Raw genomic sequence first — 15,113 nt, 5'->3', positions numbered from 1 at the left:
TGGCGGCCGGGGCCGGCTTTCGCCGATCCCGACCCCCTCGTCAGGCGTTCAGTTCGGCACGCCCTTGCGCGACGAGCTTCTTGGTCTCCCGGCGGAAGACCTGATTCGCGATCTCGTTGCGGCCGAGCAGCATGTCACCGGCATCGGCGCTGCCCATACCGCGCTGCGAGTCGCGCAGCAGGGGGAAATCCTCCTGGTGCAACACGGCCAGCAGGATCTCCCAGTTCTTGTTCCAGATCCGGTCCCACTTCTCCGGCGTCATGCCGCTGTCCTCGACCTTGGGCACCAGGAGACGCTGCTCCATCCGCGACTTCGTGGGGTCGGTGGGATGCGGCCGGAAGGTCAGCAGCTGGAAATGGTCCGGCTGACGCAGCAACGTGCTGTTGGGCAGCAGGAAGTGCGTCTCGGTCACGAACTTGTCGAGTGGGATGTCGCCGGGATCTTCTTCGAGGAAACGGTCGATCGACTTGCGCGGGGCGATGAACCGGCAGTGTCGGCCGAAGTCCTCGAAGGCCATCACGTTGGTGTGGATGATCTTCCCGGCGGTGTTCGGGTGTGCGTACTGGATGTGGTAGCCGTCCAGGAACGCGTCCTGCATGATCTTCCAGTTGGTGGGTTCGTCGAATCCGCCGGCCCGAAAGCACACGAGCTTGTCCATCTCGTACTCGGCGAGCATCGGATCGATGTCGGGACCCAGCCACGACGCCACGTCGATCTCCGCATGCGCGTTGTCCACGACCCAGATGAATCCGTGGCGCTCTTCGGTGGGGATCTCGATGAGGCCGTGCTCTTTACGGTCCACCTCGCCGAAGGTCGAGTCGCGGGTGATCGTCCGGAGCGAACCGTCCGGATCGTATGACCACCGGTGGTAGCCACACGAGAAGATGCGGCAGCGCCCCTTCTCGCTCTGCTCCAACATCGCCCCGCGGTGACGGCACAGGTTCACGAAAGACCGGACGCTGCCGTCCTTCTGCCGCACGACGATGATGTTGTTGCGCGGCATCTGCACCGTGACGAAGTCGTTCGGCCGCGAGATCTCACTTCCGTGCGCGACGATCGACGGCACGCGGCCGAAGATGTGGTCGCGCTCGTCCTTGGCGAGCACCGGGTCGGTGAACTCGTCGGGTTCGAACTGCACGATGTCGTCGAACTCGTCGGTCGTCTCGTTGCGCAGATGCTCGAGCGCGCGACGGATTCGATCCTGACGGGGAAGCGAAGTGGTCATGATTCCCTCCGTGATGGAGCGGTTGTTGCGAGTGGGACAGTGCTCGCCCGGGCCGGGGCGACACTCCTTAAACCTACAGCAATAAGTTTTAACCGGCAATCAGCGGAGGCGATCCGATGGTGAGCCGGTGCGGCGGGTAGGTGAGAGGCAACCCGCCGCACCGGCCGATTCGGTGGCCGGCACACCACCGGCCGGTCAGGACTCGGGCGTGAACCGGATCGGCATCCGCACGCACCCGCGGACCTGGCTGGCATGGAACACCGGCGGATCGGACTCGACGAGTTCGTAGTCCGGGATGCGCCGATGCAGTTCTTCGAGAGCGATCGTCAGCTCGATCCGCGCCAGGTGCGAACCCAGACAGCGGTGCGCGCCTCCGCCGAAGGCCAGGTGACGGTTCGGCTTGCGGGTCAGGTCCAGCGCTTCCGGATCGTCGAACTCGTCCCCGTCACGATTGGCCGAGCACAGCATCAGGATGAGCTGTTCACCCTCGGCAATCGTCACCCCGCCCAGTTCGACGTCGCGGGTCGCGCGGCGTCCGGGAACGACGGCGGCCTCGATGCGCAGGATCTCCTCGACAGCGGTCGGGATCATGTCCGGGTCGTCGATGATGCCCTGACGCTGATCCGGATTGTTCACCAGGTGGACGATCGCCCAGGCGAGCGAGCCCTGCACCGTGTGCAGTCCCGCGATGAGCAGGAGGAAGAACATGCGATTGAGCTCTTCGTCGGTGAGCAGACGCAGCCCGTCCTGCATCTCCACCTCGGTGTGGATGAGCTGCGAGGTGACGTCGTCACCCGGGTTGGCGCGCCGCTCGTCGACCATCTTCTGGAAGTAGCCGAGCATCTGCATGCCGGCGATGCCGCGCGCCTCGAGGGATTCCTCCTCGGTGCCGCCGGGCTTGCCGAACAGGACGACGTCGGTCGCCTCGGTGAACAGCGGCGCGTCCTCGATGGGCCAATCCATGAGCGCCAGGAAGATCCGGGCCGGTAGCTCGTGGGCGAACGCGGAGATGTACTCGGCCTCGCCTTTCGCGGCGAAACCGTCGAGCAGGTCGTTGACCACGCCCCGGATCTCCTCCGTCAGCTTCTTCATCCGCGCCGGACCGAACAGGGGCTGCAACGCTTTGCGATAACCCGTGTGCTCCGGGGGATCGAGCTCGATCGGGATGAACTTCCCGAAGGCCTCGTTGGTCACGAGGTTGTTGGGGTAGCTGGAGAAGGTCTCCGCGTCACGCAAGACCTCATGGATCTCGTTGTAGCGCGTGACGATCCAGTGCCCGCCGTACAGAGGCGAGTACACGACAGGACCCTTCGCGGCGAGTTCTGCCGCACGTTCTTGGAATCGATCGATCGGGGCTGCGATGGACTGGTCGTACACGTCGAAGTCGACGGTGACATCCTCGCGGGACCGTTCCGTAGTTGTCATCACTAGTCCTTGGGTGTGGTGGGTTCGATGGTCTGCAGCGCCAGTGCGCGTTCTGGACACATGGCGACGGCATCTCTGGCCAGGGCTGCTTCGTCCTGCTCGAGAGGGCGGTCGGGCACCACGGGGTCGCCCTGATCGTCGGCATCGATCAGATCGGGGGCGACCCCGTAGCAGAGGCCATGCCCGGCGCACGCCACGCGATCCACGGTGAGGGTGCTGGGCTGGGGGGACATGACTAGGCGTTCGGGTTCTTCTGGTCGAGGTCCTCCGGGAACCACATGCCCACGCGCGAGAGCGTTCCGCCGTCGCCCGAGCCGATCACCTGACCGGACATGTAGGCCGAGTCATCCGACGCGAGGAACAGGGCGATCTTCGCGTTGTCGACAAGTGACGGGGGACGATTGCGCTTCAGCGGGATCGGCGACACGTACGGATCCCACGGGCCGGCAACCTCTTCGTACGACTGCCCGACGACCGGAGAGCCGGCAGGCATCAGGAAGTTCGGCGACATGCCATGAACCGGCGCGATGCCATTGACGCGAATCCCGTAGGGACCCAGATCGAGACTGAGGCCACGGACCAGACCGTTGACCCCGGCCTTGGTCGCCGAGTACAGCGCGATCTGATGGTAGGCGACGAACGAGGCCGCCGACGAGGTGGCGATGATGGTACCGCCACCGTTGCGCTTGAGCGCGGGAACCGCAGCCTGCGCGGTGAAGATCACGCCGCTCAGGTTCACGCCGAGGACGTTGTTCCAGTCCTCCTCGGTCAGGTCTTCGAAGTCGACTTGCTCGCCGCCGGCGACGCTGGGAACACCGCCGCGGGAGACGACTCCGGCGTTCGCCCAGGCGATGTCGAGCTTGCCGTAGTGCTCGACGGTCTGATCGACCGCGGCGGTGATCGCGGACTTGTCCGCGACGTCGGCCGTGATGGCGATGGCGTCGCCACCCTGCTGCTCGACCAGTTTCACGGTCTGCTCGGCACGATCGGCGTCGATGTCGACCACCGCGATCTTCGCACCCTCGCCGGCGAAGAGCTGCGACGACTGCCTACCGAGTCCGGAACCCGCGCCGGTGATCAGCGCTACCTTGCCTTCAAGCTTCATGAGTTTCGATTCCTTGCTCTCGTTGAACGGACCGGCATCTTCGAAAGGCATTTGCGGACAACGCGCTGCCGCCGGATCCGGGGATGAGGTGCCCGAGAAGAACATCTCGCTGATGTGACGCCCGCCACCCTCGGTCCCCACCGTAAGCCGAAAGACATGAGACGTCAAGCGATATTTGTCAGCAGCTCGGAGATTCGAGAGTTACTTTGCGACAGAGCTTTACGGAAACCGAGCAAGTCTCGCGAAGACATGACAGATAGCAGGCATGCCGAAACGGCGTGGCAGGCGCCACGCCGTCTCGGCATGCGGGAGGGGTTTGCTCTAGGCCCCCGGTTGCGGCGCCGGGAGATGGACCGTCTTGAGCTCGAAGAATTCGTCGAGCCCTTCAGGGCCCCCTTCACGTCCGACGCCGGACTGCTTGTAGCCGCCGAACGGCAGCGTGAAGTCGATGACGGACGCGTTCACGTTCACCGTCCCGGTCCGGATACGTTGCGCCACTTCGAATCCATGCTCGACGTCGGAAGTGAACACCGCACCCGAGAGGCCGTACTCGGAGTCGTTGGCGATGGCCACGGCGTCGTCCTCGTCTTCATAGGTGATGATCGAGATCACCGGACCGAAGACTTCTTCCTGCGCGATGGTCATGTCGTTGCGTACGTTGTCGACAAGGGTCGGTTGCACGAAGAAGCCCTGGTCGCCGACGCGGCCACCCCCATGGACGATCTCGGCGCCCTCCTTGCGCGCCGCCTCGATGTAACCCTCCACGCGGTCGCGCTGACGCGCCGAGGTCAACGGGCCGAGGAAATTCGTTTCTTCCCAGGGGTTTCCGATGGGGATCATGCCGAGTGCCGCTTTGTAGGCCTCGACGACCTCGTCGTGTCGCGCAGCCGAGACCAGGACGCGGGTCAGGGCGATGCAGGCCTGGCCGGACTGCAGACACCCGGCCATCGGCAGGTTCTGCATGACCGTGTTCAGGTCGGCGTCGTCGAGGATGATGGCCGCCGACTTACCACCGAGTTCCAGGGAGACCTTCGCGACCCGGTCGCCGGCGAGGTTCATGATCCGGCGACCGGTCGCGGTGCTCCCGGTGAAGGTGATGTGATCGACCCGCGGGTCGGTGACGAGCAATTCGGAGACCTCGCGGTCGGCGACGAGGACGCTGAGTACGCCCTCGGGGATCACGCCCTCGTCGACGAGTTCACCGACCACGTCGGCGAACACCGACGGGGACAGCGGAGCTTCCGGCGAGGTCTTGAGCACGACTGAACAACCCGCCGCCAGTGCCGGGATCACCTTGAACGCAATCGTGCCGATGGGACCGTTCCACGGGATGATCGCGGCGACCACTCCGCTCGGCTCCTTGAGGATGCGCGAGATCCCGCCGTCGGCGCGCGTCCGATCCTCGCGCAGGTTCACCTTGCGGGCCTCCTCGGCGACCGCGCGGAACAACCCCACCGTCATCTGCTGCGTCATCGCGCTCACCGGAACCGGAACGCCGACCTCGACGATGCCCAGCGTCGTCAGCTCGGCAACCCGCGCCTCCAGCCGGTCGGCGATGGTGTCGATGACCGCGGCCCGCTCGGCGATCGGCGTGCGCACCCACGTCCCCTCATCGAACGAGGTCCGCGCCGCCTCGACCGCGCGTGCCATGTCGTCGGCGGTCGCGGCCCGTGCGCGTGCGGCGGTGCGCTCGAAGTACGAGTCGACGACCTCGATCCACTCGTCACCCGACGAGTCGACCCACCGGCCGCCGATGAACACCTGGTCGCGATCGGCCACGGTGGCGAGTGGATCGGTGGCTTGTTCTGTGATTGTCATGAAAAGCAGTTCTCCTCGAGAAAATCGCGGCGGACCAGCGCGGACCACACCACTGCGCCGCCTGTGAAGCGGATCACAGCACAGCTTAATAACCGAACACCATTAGGTCAACAGCTGACATCTTCTGTCCGATGTATCGCAGCGGTGGCCGCGGTCTCGGCACCCTGCCGTCCTGGCCGACACATCAGACCGACGACGCCTGCGGCTCCGGCGGCGGCGCCACCGAGTGCGAAGACCAGGCCGTACGCCGTCTCCGACGGGTGGGCTCCGCCCGTGACCGTGAGGGTCGCGAAGAGGGAGGCCACCGTCGCACTCGCGATCGAGCTGCCGACGATCCGCGCGATCGCGTTCACACCGTTGGCAACCGCCGTGTCCGCCGCCGGTACCGCGTCGGTCAACAAGGACGGCAGTGCCGCGTAGGAGCCACTGACGAAGACATTGACCACGACGGCCGCGACGATCAGCTGCCACGGCCGGTCGCGGGCGAGGACGAGGAGCACGAACGCGATCACACCGATCACGCACATCGCCGCGAGGACCCGGTCTCCGCGAAACCGGTGGATGAGTCGCCCACTCACCGCGGCGGCGACGAACCCGGCGCCGGCGCCGGGGAGCAGGAACACCATACTCGCCGCCAGCACACTCGCCCCGAAACCGTAACCGGCGACATCCGGTTCTGCCTGGACGAACTGCGCGATACCGAGGAACTGAAAGTACATCGCCGCTCCCACGAGCGCCGCGGCGATGTGCGCGGGAGTCACCCGCCGTCCGGCCAGCGCCCTGGGCGGCACCAGGGGCGCACCCGCCCGGCGCTCGTGGAGACACCAGAGCCCGAGGCACGCCACGCCTCCGAGACCCACTCCGACGGCGAGCCCGGCCGATCGGCGCGGGCCTTCGGCGAGTGCCAGCAACACCGCACAGAGGCCGATCGCGAGCAGGAGCACACCGGCCACGTCGGCCCCCGGGCCCGGCACTGCCGCGCCCGGCGTCGCGGGGACCGCAACGGACACCCAGCCGAGCGAGAGGACGCTCAGCGTCAGCAACATCCAGAAGACCCGCTGGTAGGGTCCGTCGCCCGCGACCAGCACGCCGGCGGCCACCATCCCCAGCCCCGCGCCGCCCGCCATCATCCCCGACATCAGCCCGATGGCGTGCGCGAGCCTGCGGTGGTCGGAGGTCTCGCGGAGCACCGCGACGCCGATCGGGAAGATGGCGAACGCGGAGCCCTGCAGTACACGCCCGATCACGAGCAGCGGCAGGTTCGCGGCCACTACGCACAGGACGGAACCGAGGACGACCACGACGAGGATGGCGATCAGGACGCGTCGTCCCCCGCGGCGGTCCGCGAGCTTGCTGAGCACCGGCGTACAGATCGCCGCCGAGAGCAGGTTGGCGGTCAGGACCCATCCGATCTCGGCGGGTCCGACCCCCAGTTGCGTCGACATCGTCGGGATCACCGGAACGACCGCGGCTTGCAGGACGGACATCGTCGTCACGGCGAAGCAGAGGGCCGCGACCGCCCAGCGGTTCGACGCCGCGGTGCCTTCGGGACGGTTCACCCCTGGAGCCCCTTCCGTTGTCGTTTGTCAATAAAACTTATACCGTTAGTTTGATGCGTGCATCATCGACGGAGGGAACGTCCATGTCCGACACCACAAGCGCCATCCGCCTGCGGGGGGACGGTGTCACCCTGGCGGCTGATCGCTGGGATCCACGCGAGCTGCCTGCGGCGGGGACCGCGCTCCTCATGCACGGTGGCGGCCAGACGCGGCATTCGTGGCAGCGCACCGGACAACGGCTCGCCGAACACGGCTGGACCGCGATGACGATCGACGCCCGGGGCCACGGGGACAGCGACTGGGCGGCGGACGGTGACTACTCGATCGCCGCGCACGCCCGGGACCTGGCAGCGGTGGTCGCGGCCATGGAGACCCGCCCGGTCCTCATCGGCGCCTCCCTCGGGGGGATGGCCTCGCTGATCGCGCAGGGAGCCGACCCGACGCTCGCCCGCGGCCTCGTCCTGGTCGACATCACACCCAGCGCCGAACCGGCGGGACTGGAGAAGATCTCGACCTTCATGCGGGACGGCCTGGCGGGCTTCGACTCGCTCGACGACGCCGCCGCGGCGGTGGCGGCCTACAACCCGCACCGCCGCCGGCCCCCGCGACCGGACGGGCTGCGCAAGAATCTGCGACGACGCGACGGGCGGTGGTACTGGCACTGGGACCCGCGGATGATGGCGGACCGGTCCAACAGCCCCGAGCAGGCCGGCGTTCGCGAGGAGCAGGCGCGGACAGCAGCGCGGGCGATCACCGTACCCACGCTGCTGATCCGGGGTGCGCAGTCCGACGTGGTCAGCCCGGAGAACGCACGCGACCTCCTCCGGTTGATCCCGACCGCCCGTCAGATCGATGTCGGCGGCGCCGGACACATGGTCAGCGGCGACGACAACGACGTCCTCAGCGAGGGACTCATCGAGTTCCTCGACCAGGATCTCCGGATGTGAGGGCCGCGTCGGCGCCCACCTCCGGACCCACCCGCGACAACCAGGCCGCCGCCAGGCCGAGAAGGGCTATGGCGCAGAGCAACACACTGAGCCACACGGTCGTGTCGTCGAAGGCGAGCGGCACCGCGACGAGCGGCACGATCGCGGCGCCGAGCGCGTTTCCGGCTTCCCGGCCGAGCCCCAGTCCGCTGAACACATGCCGGGACCGGAACAACTCGGTCACATAGGCACCCATCGGCCCGAAGACCATGCCCACGCCCAGCCCGTTGCCCAGGGCGAGAACGAGCCAGAACATCGCCGAGGACCCGTATTCGGAGAGCAACCAGAATGCGGGCCAGGCGAACACCGCGCTGTAGACGAACCCGCCCATGATGATGACCCGCCGTCCCACGCGATCGGACAGTCCGCCGAACACCGGGATCAACAGCGCGTTCGCCACCTGGGCGGCGATCAGACCGATCAGGATGTCGCTACTGCCCAGCCCGAGCTGATTGGCACCGAAGGTGCCCATGAACACGAGGTAGAAGTAGCCGATACCGGTCATCCCGATGGCCATCACCATCACCACGAGCAACGCCATCGGCTGCTGGTTGATGACGTCACGGACCGGGGTCCGCGCCGGGCCGCCGGTGTCCTCGATCCGATGGAACTCCGGCGTCTCGGGCAGCGATCGGCGCAACCACAACCCGTACGCGAGGATGAAACCGCTGCACAGGAACGGAATACGCCAACCCCAGCTCATGAACACGTCCTCGGACATGACCGTCGAGCAGAGCAGGAGCGCACTCGTTCCCAGGACACCGCCGAGCGCCGCGCCCATACCGGGCAGCGACCCGAGCAGGCCGCGCTTGCGGTGCGGCGCGAATTCGACGGCGACAAGGGTCGCGCCGCCGTACTCGGCGCTGGCCCCGATACCTTGGACGACCCGCAGCATCACCAGCATCAACGGAGCGAGCCAGCCGATCTGGCCGTGACTGGGCAGCACACCGACCAGCATGGTCGCCGCGCCCATCAGGACGAGTGTGAGGACCAGGATGCGCTTGCGGCCGTATCGATCTCCGAGGCTGCCCAGGATGACACCACCGACGGGGCGCACGACGAAACCGATGGCGAACGTCCCCACCGCCTGCAAGGTGCCGAGGAGCGGACTCGACCCGGAGAAGAACACACTCGCGAACACCACGGAGGCCGCGGACGCGTAGAGGCTGAAATCGTAGTACTCCAAGAGTGTCCCGACGAACGCAGCCCGGCCGGCCTTCTTCGACATCTCGGGCGTGGTGGGTGGCGCCGCCGGGGAGTTGTCCCGGCTCGCCGATGATGTGGTCTGACTCATGAGATCCTTCGCCTTCGGTACCGGGCATTGCACCCGAAAAGGACAGTGACCCTGCGAACATTAACCTAAAGGCATTTGTTTTGTGCCAGACCGGGAAAATCGCGGCCGTCGCTCCCCGATCCGAAAGCAGCGACCCCCATTGGTCCCCGATCCGAAAGAATCGACCCCAGCGGTCCTGAGGCGAGGAGCGACCCCCCGTGCTCCCTGAGGAGCGCCCGGAGCTTGCGGAGAATGCGTCACGAAGGGGCTCGCAACTCGTCTCACCAGGCCCTTCGTGGCTCGTCGCCATCGCTCCTCGCACCTCAGGGACCAGCGGGGGCGCTTCTTTCGGATTAGGGAGCAGAAGGGGGTGTCGCTTCTTTCGGATGAGGCAGCAGCTGGTTCGTGGTTTTTCGTCATCGCACCTCACGAAGCAGTTGCATTGTGATGCAACCGGATCAGGGGCAGCGACTGGACCGGCCTCAGGCCCGGACGGCCTCGAGAATCCGGTTCCTCGATTCTTCGCGCCGCGGCCAACCGCCCAGGATCAACGTCGTCAGACACGTCGGTTTCCACCTGGTCACGATGTCCTCGCAGATCTTGTCGACCGGCCCCACCAGTGCGACGTCCTCGACCATGGCGGTGGGCACCGCCTGGGCGGCGAGATCGGAGCGGCCGGCCAGATAGAGCGATTGGATCTCGGCACACACCTCTCCCCATCCCATGCGAACGAAGACGTCGTTGTGGAAGTTCGCCCCTTTGGCGCCCATCCCGCCGGCATAGAGCGCGACCACGGGCTTCAACCGCGCGGCCGCCCGTTCGACATCGTCGTCCTCCGCGAGCCAGCACACGTTGGCGATCTCGAAGTCGTCGGCCGTCCGGCGCGCGGTCTCGCGGGCGAACCCGTCCGCCAGCGCGGCACGGTAGAACCCGTCGGTCTTCGGCGAGAACCACAGCGGTGTCCAGCCGTCGGCGATCTCCGCAGCGAGGGCCACGTTCTTCGGTCCCTCGGCACCCATGTACACCGGGATGTCGGCGCGAAGCGGGTGCACGATCGACTTCAACGGTTTCCCCAACCCGGTGCCCCCGTCCAACGGCAGTTGAAAGTGCCTGCCGTCGAACGTGACCGGTTCATCCCGCGCCCACACCGCACGCATGATCGACACGTACTCACGAGTGCGCTCCAGCGGGCGTGGATAGGGGGTGCCGTACCAACCTTCGACGACCTGGGGGCCCGACGCCCCGATGCCGAGGATGAGGCGACCCCCGCTGAGATGATCGATCGTCTGCGCGGCCATCGCCAGCGCGGTGGGAGTGCGTGCGGCCATCTGGCACACCGAGGTGCCGAGCGCGATGGTCGACGTCCGCGAGCCCCACCACGCAAGTGGCGTCAAGGCGTCGGACCCATACGATTCCGCGGTCCAGAAGCTGTCCACGCCGAGCGCCTCGGCCTCGGCGAGCGTCTGCTCGATCCGCCGCGGCGGTCCCGCTCCCCAGTACCCGGCCATCACACCGACCTTCATGCCACCACTGCCTCTCTGCTACTTCTCGCCGATACCGTTGACGCCCAGTGATTCCGGCAGGGATGACTGCTCAGTGATTCCGGTAGACCGCAGGCCGCTTCTCGAGAAATGACAGGACCGCCTCGCGATGGTCTCTGGTCATCGCCGCCAGGATCTGCGTCCGGTTCTCCAGGTCCATCGCCGCGCGGAGACTCGGGACCTCGAGATTCGACCACATCACTTCCTTGGTCATCCACACCCCGAATGGACTGTTCCGCGCGACGTTCTCCGCGATGCCGATGGCTTCGTCCACGATCTGTTCGGACGGAACCGATCTCGAGACGATGCCCACACGCTCGCATTCGGCGGCGTCCACCGGTCGCCCGGTGAGCATGATCTCGGCGGCCCGGGCGAACCCGATCATCCTGGGCAGCAACCAGCTCACCCCGATGTCGCAACTCGACTGCCCGCGGTTGATGAACGAGGCATGCATGGATGCCGTGTCGGACATGATCCGGACGTCGGCCATCAGCGCCAGGGCCATCCCTCCGCCGGCGGCGGCCCCGTTGACAGCAGCGATCACCGGTGGCCGAGCCCCACGGAACGCCTCCATCAGTGAGGCGATGTGTTGTTGCACCCGCATGCCGGCCTGCGCCCGTCCCTCGCCTTCTCGCGCGCCGGGTGGTTCGCCATAACCGCGCAGATCGATCCCGGCGCAAAAGGCCCGGCCGTTTCCGGTGAGCACGATCGCGCGCGTCTCGGAGTCGTGGCGCACCTCCGCAAGCACCTCGTGCAAGGACTCGACCAACCGAGCATTCATCGCGTTCAACGCGTCCGGCCGGTCGAGCCGAATCAGCAGAACGCCCGGGCGGGGCCTCTCGGTCACGATCGCATCCGGCATGCGGCATTCTCCTCGCGTTCGCGGCGCGCCCGATTCCGTGGTGCGCGTCTCGAATTCAGGCTAATGTCTTTAGATTAATTCCTCAAGATCGAAGACCACGGAGCACTCGCGGAAAGGGCCAACGCCATGAACGGACTCGACGGAAAGGTCGCCGTGGTGACCGGCGGCGCCAGCGGGATCGGCGCAGCCACCTGCGGCCTGCTGGCAGCCAGAGGCGCGCGAGTGGTGGTGGCCGACATCGATGACGAGCGCGCCGTGACCGTTGCGGCCGCTCTCGGCGACCGCGCGGTCCACATCCACGCCGACGTGACCGACGAAGACGATGTCGCTGCAGCGGTTCAGGAGGCCACCACCCGCTTCGGCCGTCTGGACGCGATGATCAACAACGCCGGCCGGGTCGGAAACTGGACCTACATCGCCGACACGTCCGCCGAGGACTGGGATTCGGCGTTCGCCGTGCTCGCACGCAGCGCGTTCTTCGGCACCAAACATGCCTCGCGTGTCATGCGCGACCAAGGATTCGGCACCATCGTGAACGTCTCGTCGGTGGCCGGGTTGCGTACGGGGTTCGGCCCCCACCCGTACGGCGCCGCGAAGGCCGCGGTTCTCGCGCTGACCCGCAGCGCGGCGCGCGAACTGGCCGAGTTCGGTATCCGCGTCAACGCGGTGACCCCGGGTGGCGTCGCCACCCGGATCGTCGGTAGCGGTGCGGGATTGGACGGTGACGACCTGGACGCCAGCATCGAGACCGTACGCCGGGGGCTCGCATCGTTCCAACCCGTCCCCCGGGCGGGTGAGGGAGACGACATCGCCGGTGCCATCGGCTATCTCGTCTCCGACGACGCCTCCTTCATCACCGGACAGAACATGATCGTCGACGGCGGCCTCACCCTGGGCAAGGCGTGGCCGCGAAACTACCGCGCGGAAGCCGACGCCGCGGCCGCGCAGCACCGGCGGTAGCCGACTGCGGTCAGACCCCCACGGGCCCGCCGAGCCAGACTCCGACCTCCTCGCCCGAGACGTGCCGGCCGTCCTCTCCGACCAGGAAGGAGATTGTCGCAGCGATGGACTCGGCGGGTACACGTGGCCAGTGCGCGGCCAGGTTCGCCGCCGCGTTCTCGCCGCCCGAGGCGATGATGTCGGTCTCGACGAACCCCGGCATGACGGCATTCACGGTGATGCCGCGGCGGGCGACCTCCTGCGCCAGCGAACGGGTCATCCCCACGAGGCCGGCCTTGGCGGCCGAGTAGGCGCTCATCCCCGGCGACGGTCGCCGCCCGCCGGACGGACTGCTCAGGAAGACGACCCGACCCCACCCGGCGTCGTACATGGCAGGCAGAGCCGCGTGCGCACAGTAGAAGGCGCCGCTGAGATTGACGCCGATGACCCGGTCCCACTCGTGTGGAGACTGCTTGCGCGCCGACGCTGCGAGATTCATCCCCGCGTTGTTGATGAGCACGGTCGGCGGGCCGAGCACCCGTGCCGCCTCGGCGATCAGCTTCTCCGCCTGAGCGGCATCCGAGACGTCGGCACGGATGGCGACCGCGCGTCCGCCGGCCGCGACGATCTCACCCGCCACCTCTAGGGCCGCCGCCGCGCCGGAGGCGTAGTTGACCGCAACCGCATGCCCTTCCGCAGCCAGTCGTCGCGAGATCGCGGCGCCGATGCCCCGCCCGCCCCCGGTGACGACCGCGACCCGTTCCGCGCGATCCACGACCTCACCTGACCTTCGGATAGGTCTGCGGGACATCGGAGTACGTATCCCGGAGCAGCCGCTTGGAGATCTTTCCGCTGGGCATTCGCGGGAGACCCTCGTCGACGAAGACCACGTACCGTGGCACCTTGTAGTCCGCGAGGTTGCGGTTGCAGAATTCGACGATGTCGACCTCGGTGAGGCCCTCGACCTTTTTGACCACCGCCGCGGGTGTCTCGCCGAACTTGTCGTCGGGAACGCTGATCACCGCCACCTCCTCGACTCCGGGGATCCGGTTGATCACCTGTTCGATCTCCACCGGGGAGATGTTCAGACCGCCGGAGATGATCATGTCCTTCAGACGATCCACGAAAGTCAGATAGCCGTTCTCGTCGAGTGTGCCGAGGTCGCCGGTGTGCAGCCAACCGTCGATCAGTGCCGCGCGGGTCGCGTCCTCATTACGCCAATACCCCGGCATCATGCCCGGACCCCGCAACAGGATCTGCCCGACGGAGTTCGGGGCGCAGTCGTTCCCGTCGGCGTCGACGACACGGATCTTGGTGAAGATGCCGCCGAATCCGCATTTGTCGGGATGCTCGGCCGCCTCCGCACGGGGCATCGCCGAGGCCGATCCACCGATCTCCGTCTGCCCGTAGATCTGCCGCAATTGGACACCGCGGTCCAGCCAGACACCCACCAGCGCGGACGGCACACGCGCGCCGCCCACGTGCGCGGTGGTCAGGTGGGCCAGATCGGCATCGGCGAAGCCCGCCACCCGGGAGATCTGCTCGAAGAGGATCGGTGGGCCGGTGAGAGTCGTTGCCCGGCTCCCGATCAGGACCCGCAGCGCGGACTCCGGATCGAATCCGGGTTGCAGGAGCAACGTCCCGCCGTGCAAGACGGTGCGTGAGATCCCCCAGATGATGCCCGCGGCCGTGAACAGCGGGAGGACGAGCAAGGGGCGCAGGCCGTTCTGCTGGATCGGTTCCATCAGTGACCATTCGTGCATCTCCCCGGCGATCGTCGCGTGCGTGAACACGACCCCCTTCGGCTTACCCGTTGTCCCGCTGGTGAACACGATCGCCGTGGGGTCCGACAACTCGACCACCGGGCTGCGATACGCCGGGTGCGCGACGCCGCGCAGCGGTCGCACATCGGCCTCGAACTCCGCGATGACGAACGTGTCGCGGGTGCTGCGCACCTCCTCCACACGAGAGCGCAGGTCCGCGTCGCAGAACACGACCGCGGGGTCGCAGTCGTCGACGAGGACCGTCAGTTCCCCGGCGAGCATGCGTTGGTTGAACGGCGCCGAGATCGCACCCACCTTCATGGCGCCCAGGGCGGCGACACACCACTCCAGCGAGTTCACGCCGACATAGCTCACCCGGTCGCCTACTCCGACGCCGCGAGACCGCAGGTCGTGGGCGACCCCGTCTGCCCAGGTGTCGAGTTCGCGGTAGGTGACCACATCGCCGGCGAAGTCGATCGCGGCCTGGTCCGGCACCGTGCGGGCCCAGTATCCGAGTGCGTCGACGACGGTTCCGCTCATGTACAGCCTCCTGTTTGGGTGTGGACGTCGCCGACTCGGTCAGGCGCGCGGGGCGGCCCGGGCCGCACCGATCGAAG

The 15,113-nt window shown here is 67.1% G+C and carries 13 protein-coding genes; 2 read left to right on the top strand and 11 right to left on the bottom strand.

Annotation, left to right across the window (positions count from 1 at the left end; translation table 11 throughout):
* Positions 1–40: 40 nt before the first annotated feature.
* From ABIC25_RS18850 to ABIC25_RS18825, 6 genes are all read right to left on the bottom strand, one after another.
* Positions 41–1,225 (bottom strand): aromatic ring-hydroxylating oxygenase subunit alpha, encoded by a 1,185-nt coding sequence (locus ABIC25_RS18850; protein ID WP_064570004.1) that lies wholly within the window; start codon positions 1,223–1,225, stop codon positions 41–43.
* Between the two features lie 195 nt (positions 1,226–1,420).
* Positions 1,421–2,650, bottom strand: a complete 1,230-nt coding sequence (locus ABIC25_RS18845) for a cytochrome P450 (RefSeq protein ID WP_354562663.1) — start codon at positions 2,648–2,650, stop codon at positions 1,421–1,423.
* 2 nt (positions 2,651–2,652) lie between these two features.
* A complete protein-coding gene (locus tag ABIC25_RS18840) occupies positions 2,653–2,883 on the bottom strand; it encodes a ferredoxin (RefSeq protein WP_004019462.1) in 231 nt (76 codons plus the stop codon).
* Positions 2,884–2,885: 2 nt separating this feature from the next.
* The gene (locus tag ABIC25_RS18835; RefSeq protein WP_033204111.1) at positions 2,886–3,755 is read right to left on the bottom strand and encodes an SDR family NAD(P)-dependent oxidoreductase; all 870 of its coding nucleotides are present in this window, start codon (positions 3,753–3,755) and stop codon (positions 2,886–2,888) included.
* 321 nt (positions 3,756–4,076) lie between these two features.
* Entirely contained in the window at positions 4,077–5,573 is a 1,497-nt protein-coding gene (locus tag ABIC25_RS18830; protein WP_239399513.1) for an aldehyde dehydrogenase, read from the bottom strand.
* 107 nt (positions 5,574–5,680) lie between these two features.
* Complete coding sequence (locus tag ABIC25_RS18825) at positions 5,681–7,132, bottom strand: MFS transporter (protein WP_354562661.1); 1,452 nt, start codon at positions 7,130–7,132, stop codon at positions 5,681–5,683.
* Positions 7,133–7,215: 83 nt separating this feature from the next.
* On the opposite strand from ABIC25_RS18825, the gene ABIC25_RS18820 reads away from it, so the two are divergent.
* Positions 7,216–8,079: an alpha/beta fold hydrolase gene (locus ABIC25_RS18820; RefSeq protein WP_239399517.1), complete on the top strand. Its 864-nt coding sequence runs from the start codon at positions 7,216–7,218 to the stop codon at positions 8,077–8,079.
* Here ABIC25_RS18820 and ABIC25_RS18815 read toward each other — a convergent pair.
* The 3 genes from ABIC25_RS18815 to ABIC25_RS18805 all read right to left on the bottom strand — a co-directional run bounded on the left by ABIC25_RS18815 (position 8,045) and on the right by ABIC25_RS18805 (position 11,794).
* Positions 8,045–9,412 carry an MFS transporter gene (locus ABIC25_RS18815; RefSeq protein ID WP_354562659.1) on the bottom strand — a complete coding sequence of 456 codons (1,368 nt, stop codon included), beginning with the start codon at positions 9,410–9,412 and terminating at the stop codon, positions 8,045–8,047. The two genes, ABIC25_RS18820 and ABIC25_RS18815, sit on opposite strands and share 35 nt — an antisense overlap.
* A gap of 461 nt (positions 9,413–9,873) precedes the next feature.
* The gene (locus ABIC25_RS18810) at positions 9,874–10,914 is read right to left on the bottom strand and encodes an LLM class F420-dependent oxidoreductase (protein WP_004019468.1); all 1,041 of its coding nucleotides are present in this window, start codon (positions 10,912–10,914) and stop codon (positions 9,874–9,876) included.
* Positions 10,915–10,984: 70 nt separating this feature from the next.
* Positions 10,985–11,794 carry an enoyl-CoA hydratase-related protein gene (locus ABIC25_RS18805; protein WP_064569420.1) on the bottom strand — a complete coding sequence of 270 codons (810 nt, stop codon included), beginning with the start codon at positions 11,792–11,794 and terminating at the stop codon, positions 10,985–10,987.
* A 126-nt stretch (positions 11,795–11,920) separates the two neighbouring features.
* Here ABIC25_RS18805 and ABIC25_RS18800 point away from each other — a divergent pair, with 126 nt between their 5' ends.
* Complete coding sequence (locus tag ABIC25_RS18800; protein WP_354562657.1) at positions 11,921–12,754, top strand: glucose 1-dehydrogenase; 834 nt, start codon at positions 11,921–11,923, stop codon at positions 12,752–12,754.
* Between the two features lie 10 nt (positions 12,755–12,764).
* Here the strand turns inward: ABIC25_RS18800 and ABIC25_RS18795 are convergent, their stop codons facing one another.
* Both ABIC25_RS18795 and ABIC25_RS18790 read right to left on the bottom strand, forming a co-directional pair.
* Complete coding sequence (locus tag ABIC25_RS18795; protein ID WP_502916474.1) at positions 12,765–13,544, bottom strand: SDR family oxidoreductase; 780 nt, start codon at positions 13,542–13,544, stop codon at positions 12,765–12,767.
* On the bottom strand, positions 13,513–15,036 hold the full coding sequence (locus tag ABIC25_RS18790; protein WP_354562653.1) for a class I adenylate-forming enzyme family protein: 1,524 nt from the start codon (positions 15,034–15,036) through the stop codon (positions 13,513–13,515). The genes ABIC25_RS18795 and ABIC25_RS18790 overlap by 32 nt, the downstream gene beginning before the upstream one ends.
* Between the last annotated feature and the right edge of the window lie 77 nt (positions 15,037–15,113).

Source organism: Gordonia sp. PvP123 (assembly GCF_040547295.1).
Taxonomy (GTDB): Bacteria; Actinomycetota; Actinomycetes; order Mycobacteriales; family Mycobacteriaceae; genus Gordonia; species Gordonia terrae.
Note: the sequence above shows the minus strand (reverse complement) of the source record. Positions and strands in the feature narration are given on the sequence as shown.

Excerpts from the sequence above, each read along its gene's own strand:
- ABIC25_RS18850 (WP_064570004.1), bottom strand. The coding sequence starts at position 1,225 with ATGACCACTTCGCTTCCCCGTCAGGATCGAATCCGTCGCGCGCTCGAG.
- ABIC25_RS18845 (WP_354562663.1), bottom strand. The coding sequence starts at position 2,650 with ATGACAACTACGGAACGGTCCCGCGAGGATGTCACCGTCGACTTCGAC.
- ABIC25_RS18840 (WP_004019462.1), bottom strand. The coding sequence starts at position 2,883 with ATGTCCCCCCAGCCCAGCACCCTCACCGTGGATCGCGTGGCGTGCGCC.
- ABIC25_RS18835 (WP_033204111.1), bottom strand. The coding sequence starts at position 3,755 with ATGAAGCTTGAAGGCAAGGTAGCGCTGATCACCGGCGCGGGTTCCGGA.
- ABIC25_RS18830 (WP_239399513.1), bottom strand. The coding sequence starts at position 5,573 with ATGACAATCACAGAACAAGCCACCGATCCACTCGCCACCGTGGCCGAT.
- ABIC25_RS18820 (WP_239399517.1), top strand. The coding sequence starts at position 7,216 with ATGTCCGACACCACAAGCGCCATCCGCCTGCGGGGGGACGGTGTCACC.
- ABIC25_RS18815 (WP_354562659.1), bottom strand. The coding sequence starts at position 9,412 with ATGAGTCAGACCACATCATCGGCGAGCCGGGACAACTCCCCGGCGGCG.
- ABIC25_RS18810 (WP_004019468.1), bottom strand. The coding sequence starts at position 10,914 with ATGAAGGTCGGTGTGATGGCCGGGTACTGGGGAGCGGGACCGCCGCGG.
- ABIC25_RS18805 (WP_064569420.1), bottom strand. The coding sequence starts at position 11,794 with ATGCCGGATGCGATCGTGACCGAGAGGCCCCGCCCGGGCGTTCTGCTG.
- ABIC25_RS18800 (WP_354562657.1), top strand. The coding sequence starts at position 11,921 with ATGAACGGACTCGACGGAAAGGTCGCCGTGGTGACCGGCGGCGCCAGC.
- ABIC25_RS18795 (WP_502916474.1), bottom strand. The coding sequence starts at position 13,544 with ATGTCCCGCAGACCTATCCGAAGGTCAGGTGAGGTCGTGGATCGCGCG.
- ABIC25_RS18790 (WP_354562653.1), bottom strand. The coding sequence starts at position 15,036 with ATGAGCGGAACCGTCGTCGACGCACTCGGATACTGGGCCCGCACGGTG.